The sequence below is a fragment of the Oleiphilus sp. HI0079 genome, from assembly GCF_001635105.1.
The window spans coordinates 1-7,539 of the sequence record NZ_LWFT01000307.1; the positions used below are offsets into that span (position 1 = coordinate 1).

8 protein-coding genes and 1 pseudogene are annotated in these 7,539 nt (G+C 45.8%); 7 read left to right on the forward strand and 2 right to left on the reverse strand.

Going from position 1 to position 7,539, the window contains the following annotated elements:
- Together A3750_RS27265 and A3750_RS04205 are read right to left on the reverse strand one after the other, a co-directional pair.
- Positions 1-164 (reverse strand): annotated as a pseudogene (locus tag A3750_RS27265) (chemotaxis protein); the annotation flags it as partial.
- 27 nt (positions 165-191) lie between these two features.
- Positions 192-1,139, reverse strand: a complete 948-nt coding sequence (locus A3750_RS04205) for a chemotaxis protein CheV (protein ID WP_068453268.1) — start codon at positions 1,137-1,139, stop codon at positions 192-194.
- A gap of 136 nt (positions 1,140-1,275) precedes the next feature.
- Between A3750_RS04205 and flgA the strand changes: the two genes are divergently transcribed.
- The 7 genes from flgA to A3750_RS04240 form a co-directional block, all read left to right on the forward strand.
- A complete protein-coding gene (gene flgA, locus A3750_RS04210; RefSeq protein ID WP_156492275.1) occupies positions 1,276-2,004 on the forward strand; it encodes a flagellar basal body P-ring formation chaperone FlgA in 729 nt (242 codons plus the stop codon).
- 57 nt (positions 2,005-2,061) lie between these two features.
- Positions 2,062-2,400, forward strand: coding sequence for a flagellar biosynthesis anti-sigma factor FlgM (flgM, locus tag A3750_RS04215; RefSeq protein WP_082863076.1), 339 nt, complete (start codon positions 2,062-2,064; stop codon positions 2,398-2,400).
- 24 nt (positions 2,401-2,424) lie between these two features.
- Complete coding sequence (locus A3750_RS04220; protein WP_068453264.1) at positions 2,425-2,925, forward strand: flagella synthesis protein FlgN; 501 nt, start codon at positions 2,425-2,427, stop codon at positions 2,923-2,925.
- A gap of 227 nt (positions 2,926-3,152) precedes the next feature.
- Positions 3,153-4,859, forward strand: coding sequence for an extracellular solute-binding protein (locus tag A3750_RS04225; protein WP_197474879.1), 1,707 nt, complete (start codon positions 3,153-3,155; stop codon positions 4,857-4,859).
- Complete coding sequence (locus tag A3750_RS04230; RefSeq protein WP_068453260.1) at positions 4,856-5,947, forward strand: microcin C ABC transporter permease YejB; 1,092 nt, start codon at positions 4,856-4,858, stop codon at positions 5,945-5,947. Before A3750_RS04225 ends, A3750_RS04230 begins: the two co-directional genes overlap by 4 nt.
- On the forward strand, positions 5,947-6,984 hold the full coding sequence (locus tag A3750_RS04235; RefSeq protein ID WP_068453272.1) for an ABC transporter permease: 1,038 nt from the start codon (positions 5,947-5,949) through the stop codon (positions 6,982-6,984). The genes A3750_RS04230 and A3750_RS04235 overlap by 1 nt, the downstream gene beginning before the upstream one ends.
- Before the next feature lie 12 nt (positions 6,985-6,996).
- Positions 6,997-7,539: ATP-binding cassette domain-containing protein (locus A3750_RS04240; protein WP_156498388.1), on the forward strand; the 543-nt coding region annotated here is incomplete at its 3' end.

Here is a 7,539-nt window from a genome sequence, read left to right on the forward strand (position 1 = left end):
AACTTCAACTTTTCTAAAAGAGACTCAAGATTCTCTAATTCATTGCTTTCCAAAATCGGACGAAGTCGACTCGAAACGAGGTACTCTTTATTTGCTCCAAGAACGATACCGCAAGCAGAATCCAAAAACTCGCAAAATGCAGAATACGATTGACTTGTTATCACTGAGGCTGAATCCCTTTCTTTGTGGGTTTATGACGCCGAATTCTCGACATTCTGCTCAATCGCGCTCATGACTCGCTCGGCTAGTTCGTCAGGGCTAAACTTCGCCATAAAATCGTCGGCTCCAACTTTCTTCACCATAGCCTGATTAAACACGCCGCTCAGCGAAGTATGCAACATTATGTATAAATCAGAAAGTAAGGCTTCGCTCTTGCATTTCGCCGTGAGTGTATAACCATCCATTTCTGGCATCTCGACATCAGAAATCATCATACTGTAATGAGCCGCAGCAGTGCTTCCGTCAGAAGTAATCTCTCTAAGGTGATCGTAGGCCTGGCGCCCATCATTCTTTAGAACCACCTCTGCGCCGATGGCCTGCAGACAGTTCTTAACTTGCTTCCTAGCAACGACAGAATCATCGACCACCAAAATTTTATGCTGTTTAAATTCCTGAACATCATGATCAGCTAACGTCTCTTCCTTGACACTTTCATCCATTGGAGACACTTCGGCCAAGATTTTTTCAACATCCAAAATCTCTACGAGCTTATTGTCGATCTCTGTAACGGCAGTAAGATAATTCTCGCGACCAGAACCTTTTGGAGGCGGATGAATCTCTTCCCAGTTAAGGTTCACGATACGTTCAACTCCAGAAACAAGAAAGCCCTGAGTTTTACGATTGTATTCCGTAATAATAATAAAGTGATCATCAAGATCCTTATCCGACACCGGACGTTGTCCAGTCGCCATTCCCATATCTAAAACGGGGATCGTACCGCCACGAATATGGGCCACACCCTTTACAACGGGATTACTCTTAGGAAGGGTTGCAAGCTTGGGGCATTGCAATACCTCTTTCACCTTGAACACATTAATCCCAAAAACCTGACTGCCCGCTAGCCGAAACAGCAGTAACTCCAATCGGTTTTGGCCTACGAGCTGAGTGCGTTGATTAACACTATCGAGAACACCTGCCACGTTTTGTCACTCCCAATTGCATCGTGTTTGGCGACAAATAGCCGCTTAATTGTTAGCAATAATAGACCAACATTTTAAAAGCGGCGCACCAATTGCATTATTTCTAACAATTCTTAAAGAGATTTTGTATCGAGATATGCAGACCAAAATTATGACACTGCTTTTTGATCTACTAAGACTATCCCTCTTACTGGCATCAGGAAGCATGTTTACACAAGCTTTTGCCGACACACTCAAGACTGATCAGCTGCGGCAAATGACAGAAGAGTTCGTAAGGAGCGAGCTTTTGCCGCTGGCGGAAAAACAGCACCGTTATGACTTCTTGATCGGCAATATCCCGCCAAAACTAAAATTCAGTGACTGCGACTCAGAAATCGTTTTCTCAATACGCCGCAGAATATACCAATCACCTAACAACACCATTGAATTAAAATGCAGCTCCCCTTCTTGGCAGCTTTTCGTACCCCTGACGATAGACATTTATGGTGATGTTGTCGTAGCAGCCACCAGCATCCCAAAAAACACGCTTATTCAGCCGCGTCATCTTGAATTGAAAGAGCAACAACTTAACGTCACGCGATACGCGCACTACGATGAGATAGATTTAGTTACTGGGATGCTATCAAAAAGAACGATAAAACAAGGCTCGGCGATCACGCCTTCACGACTACAGGCGCCTAATTTGATATCGCGGGGAGACCAAGTAATCATCTCTGCAAAAAGCAATATCATAGCAATACAAATGAAAGGAGAGGCTCTAAATTCAGGGGCTCTTGGAGAACAAATCAGCGTGAAAAACCTCTCATCAGACCGCATCATTCGAGCGCAAGTGGTCGAAAGAGGAAGAGTCGCGGTGCTGATGTAAAAAAATACTTACTTTTTTACAGAATAAGTTAAAGTTTTTTGGTCAGCGTCCGTTAATATGAGTGAACAGCTAAATAGAGTTATTGTGATGAGTATTGATATCAACGGTGTAAACCTCAACAATCAGGACCCGCTTCGTGGAAAACGTAGCGAACAGCGATCAGGCACAGCACTGGAAGCGACGCAGCCTGCTGCCTCTGAACCGCAAAACAAGACTGATTCTACAAAGGTCAGCTTAAGTAATGCGGCTCAAGCAATTCAGCAAGCAGAAGCAGACCTAAAAGGCGGTTCTGAAGTTAACGAACAGCGGGTTGCAGAGCTCCGAGCTGCAATTGCTGATGGAAGCTATAAGTCCAACCCTCAAAACATGGCGCAGAAAATGCTTGACCTTGAATAGAGAAAATCTATTCGAGGTAAGCGTATGTCAAACTCAAACATCCCCAACAGAATCCCCGCTCTTTGCGCTCAGTTAAAACTGTTACTTGAGAAAGATCTAACAGACATCTCGAATCTTCGCGCGACACTCAAAGAAGAAGCAACCGCCCTCAAAGAGCGGAATACCGACCACATCAATCATCTTGCTAAGAACAAAGGCACGTTAGTCAAGCAAATTGAAGATAGAGCCCGCGCAAAAGTAAAACTGATTACCGCTTCTGGCGCAAAAATCGAAGCTGGCAAAGTCAAAATTGGAATCGACGCGCTTGGTGACCCAGATTTAAGCAGGCTTTGGAACGATTCGCTTATTCAACTTGATGAGTGTAAGCAACTCAATCAAGTAAACGGCTTGGTAATTGAACGCTCACGCGCACGAAATCAGAAAATCATGGACATCGTGCGAGGGCAACATTCAAAACCGAAGCTCTATGGTAACACCGGCACAGAACAAGCCTACTCCTCCGCCACGAGCATAGCCAAGGCTTAAATCTGCTCGTTTTTTGAGCGAAACATGGCCGAGGCGTGACCTCTAACGCACTACGGCTATTTTCATTCGCGACACGCTAGACTGACCACCACAGAGGCTTTAGGATTTACCTAATAATATAAACAATCTGGCCTGATACTATGCGCGCTTTGCGACAACCGCTGACATTTGTACTTTTATCGTTCCTTACTCTCAACGTTATCGCCGCTCCTACTCATGGGATCGCCATGCACGGTGATCTCAAGTATGGCCCCGACTTCACGCATTTCGATTATGTTAATCCTGAGGCCCCAAAGGGCGGCACGCTGCGCGTGAGCGTTCGCTCAAACAGCTTCGACAGCTTTAACCCCTTTATAGTAAAGGGTGTCAGTGGCGCTGGCGTCTCAAGACTATATGAGAGCCTTACTGTCCATTCCGAAGATGAGGCGTTTTCCGAGTACGGTTTAATTGCTGAAAAAATACTCTTGCCAGAAGACCGGTCATGGGTAAGTTTTGAATTAAATCCAAAAGCGCGATTTAGTGATGGCAAGCAAATTACGGCGGAAGATGTCAAATACAGCTTCGAAATGCTCACCACGCACGAGCGGGCACAGCCCTTCTATGCCGCGTATTATGGCGATGTTAATGAAGTCGTTATAGACAACCCTTTAAAAGTAACATTCAAGTTCAAAGACAATAAAAACAAAGAGCTACCACTTATCCTTGGTCAAATGCCCATTCTGGCCAAACATTATTGGGAAACAAAAGGCTTCGGCTCGGCTAGTCTTGATATTCAAGTCGGTAATGGCGCCTATGTCGTTTCGAAAGTTGACCCAGGAAGGTCCATTACCTACAAACGAAACCCCGACTATTGGGCGCAGGATCTACCAGTCGCGAAAGGCAAGCATAATTTTGATCAGATCATCTACGAATACTACAGCGACAATACTGTCGCGTTAGAAGCCTTCAAAGCCGGTGAGTATGATTTTCGTACTGAAAGCACTGCGCGAAACTGGGCTACACAATATGAAGGAAAGCTATTCGAAACAGGTGAACTCATAAAAGAAGAGGTCAAACACGAACGACCTTCCGGCATGCAAGCGTTTGTGCTCAATTCCAGGCGCCCCACATTGTCAAATAGCCAAGTGCGCCATGCCCTATCCTTCGCTTTTGACTTCGAATGGACAAACCAAAACCTGTTCCACTCTCAGTATCAACGGACCTCCAGTTACTTCGAAAATTCTGAATTGGCGTCCTCTGGCCTACCGGAAGGTGAAGAACTAGAGATCCTAAGCCGCTATAAAGAGCAACTACCAACCGAAGTATTTGAAAAAGAATTTACCGTTCCAACTACCGCAAAACCGAGCTCGTTGAGAAAAAACCTCCGCGCAGCCATGAAACTATTAGACGAAGCTGGTTTTCCAGTAAAAGATGGCAAAAGGCTAGATAAAAACGGAAAACCGCTGGAACTCGAGTTCTTGATGTTTCAAAAAGACTTTGAGCGTGTTATCCAGCCGTTTATCAAGAACCTTCAGAGGCTTGGTATAACGTCGCGTATATCTGTTGTTGATACAACGCAGTATATCAATCGACTCAGAGAGTTTGACTTCGATGTGATCGTTAGCAGTATTCCCCAATCCAATTCGCCCGGTAATGAGCAGCGCGAATTTTGGCACTCAAGCAAAGTTGATCAGCCTGGTTCGCGTAACTATGCGGGAATAAACAGCCCGGTCATCGATGAACTCATTGAACTTGTGATCAGTGCTCCGACCCGTGCGTCCCTCATTCAGAGAACTCGCGCCCTAGATAGAGTTTTATTATGGGGGCATTATGTTATACCAAACTGGTTCAACCCTGTTGATAGAGTGGCCTATCGGAATACACTTGCCCACCCTGAGGTATCGCCAAAATCAGGTGTATATATTGATGCTTGGTGGTCTAAGAACGCGCAATGACCGCTTATATTGCAAAACGACTGCTATTAATGATTCCGACATTATTTGGAATCATGCTCCTCAACTTTGTCATCGTTCAAGCCGCTCCTGGAGGACCTGTCGAGCGTATGCTTGCGCAAACTCAGGGAATGGAATCTGATGTCCAAGCAAGACTGGGCGGAGGAAGTGACCAAGTCAGCTCAACAAGTAGTGACTCATCCAGCTCTAAATATAAAGGCGCACAAGGATTAGATCCTGAGCTCGTTGCTCGAATTGAGAAGCTGTATGGCTTTGATAAACCAGCACATGAACGATTTTGGATTATGATCAAAAGTTACATCACCTTTGATTTTGGTGATAGCTTTTTTAGGGACAAAAGTGTCATCGACCTTATTGTCGAGAAGATGCCCGTCTCCATTTCGCTAGGTTTATGGTCAACGCTCATTATCTATTTGCTCTCCATACCGATGGGTATCAAAAAAGCCGTCAATGATGGCTCTCGCTTCGATGTTTGGACCAGTAGCGTCATTATTGTTGGTTATGCGATTCCAGGCTTTCTTTTTGGAGTATTGCTGATTGTTCTGTTTGCCGGTGGCAGCTATTGGGACTTCTTTCCACTTCGCGGGCTAACATCAAGTAACTTCGAAGAGATGAGCGCATTCGAACAATTCATCGATTATCTTTGGCATTTAGTATTGCCTGTCTCAGCTATCGTTGTCGGAGGCTTTGCAACCCTTACAATGCTGACCAAAAACTCATTTCTGGATGAGATCAACAAACAATATGTCGCGACCGCGCGCGCTAAGGGCCTTAGTGAGAAAAATGTGCTCTACGGCCATGTCTTTCGTAACGCTATGTTGATCGTCATTGCTGGCATGCCCAGCGCGCTCATTGGTATTTTCTTCACCGGCTCAATGCTGATCGAAGTTATATTCTCGCTAGATGGACTTGGCTTACTTGGTTTTGAGGCAGCGCTTAACCGAGACTACCCTGTGATGTTCGGCACCTTATTTATCTTCACCATTGTCGGCCTTCTGCTAAAGCTAATAAGCGATCTAACCTATGTTTTCATTGATCCAAGAATCGATTTTGAGAGCAGAGAGTCATGATGCGTGCGTTTGATAGCAATAGATGGTCGCCTCTCAATCAGCGGAGACTTGCGAATTTCAAAGCAAATCGTCGCGGATACTACTCCCTTTGGATATTTCTTACGCTCTTCATTGCCTCGCTTTTTGCGGAACTGATCGCAAATGACAAACCGCTGATCGTCTATTTTGACGGAGGCATTTACACACCAATCGCAAATCTATACTCGGAGACGGAATTTGGTGGGGAGTTTGAAACTGAAGCAGATTATCGCGACGAATATGTTATAGAGCTCATTGAGGAGAAAGGCTGGATACTCTGGCCCCCGATTCGTTTTAGCTACGACACACACAACTACCAACTTGAAACGCCTGCACCTTCGGCTCCAACAACGATTAATATTTTAGGCACTGATGACCAAGCTAGAGATGTGATGGCGAGAGTGATTTACGGCTTTAGAATTTCCGTGTTATTTGGATTAGCGCTCACCATATTTTCTTCAATCGTCGGCGTGGCCGTCGGAGCATTGCAAGGCTACTATGGTGGTAAGATCGATCTTATTGGGCAGCGCTTCATAGAGATTTGGTCAGGACTTCCTGTGTTGTTTTTGCTGATTATCTTATCTAGCGTAATTGAACCAACATTCTGGTGGCTGCTAGGCATCATGTTATTGTTCAGCTGGATGGGCCTCGTTGATGTCGTTAGAGCTGAATTCTTACGTGCGCGAAACCTTGAATACGTAAGAGCGGCACGAGCCCTGGGATTGAACAACGCAGGAATTATGTTCCGCCATATACTACCAAATGCAATGGTAGCAACCCTGACGTTCATGCCATTTATCTTGACCGGGTCAATTACCACCCTCACCTCCTTGGATTTTCTCGGCTTCGGCTTGCCTCCCGGCTCCCCGTCGCTGGGTGAGCTTATATCTCAGGGCAAAACCAATTTGCACGCGCCTTGGTTAGGTATGACCGCCTTTATCGTTCTTGCAGTCATGCTTTCGCTTCTAGTTTTTATCGGAGAGGCGTTTCGCGATGCGTTTGATCCAAGAAAAATTTAACGGATAGCTTTTATGCACCAACAGCAGCCCATACTTGAAGTTAAAAACCTAAGCGTGGCTTTCGCGCATAACGGCGAAAGCCAAACGGTGGTGCATGGAGTAAGTTACACCCTAAATCGTGGAGAAACCCTTGCCTTAGTCGGCGAGAGCGGTTCCGGAAAGTCAGTCAGTTCTAACGCGATAATCCAGCTTCTACCGCGCCAAAGTGCGAGTTACCCCTCAGGGGAAATCCTGTTCAAAGGACAAGACCTGCTTCAAGCGAGCGAACAAGAGTTACGAGCAGTCCGTGGTAATGAAATCGGCATGATTTTTCAAGAGCCCATGACCTCTTTGAACCCGCTGCACACCGTGGAGCGACAGATTTCGGAAGTACTCAAACTTCACCAAGGACTGAGCAACACAAGATGCCGAGAGCGCTGTGTGGAGCTTCTAGAGCTCGTGGGCATCCCTGATTCTGAGCGCCGACTTAGCGCGTACCCCCATGAACTATCTGGCGGACAGAAACAACGGGTCATGATCGCGATGGCGCTTGCAAATGAACCTGAAATACTAATT

Excerpts from the sequence above, each read along its gene's own strand:
- A3750_RS04230 (WP_068453260.1), top strand. The coding sequence starts at position 4,856 with ATGACCGCTTATATTGCAAAACGACTGCTATTAATGATTCCGACATTA.
- flgM (WP_082863076.1), top strand. The coding sequence starts at position 2,062 with ATGAGTGAACAGCTAAATAGAGTTATTGTGATGAGTATTGATATCAAC.
- A3750_RS04235 (WP_068453272.1), top strand. The coding sequence starts at position 5,947 with ATGCGTGCGTTTGATAGCAATAGATGGTCGCCTCTCAATCAGCGGAGA.
- A3750_RS04225 (WP_197474879.1), top strand. The coding sequence starts at position 3,153 with ATGCACGGTGATCTCAAGTATGGCCCCGACTTCACGCATTTCGATTAT.
- flgA (WP_156492275.1), top strand. The coding sequence starts at position 1,276 with ATGCAGACCAAAATTATGACACTGCTTTTTGATCTACTAAGACTATCC.
- A3750_RS04220 (WP_068453264.1), top strand. The coding sequence starts at position 2,425 with ATGTCAAACTCAAACATCCCCAACAGAATCCCCGCTCTTTGCGCTCAG.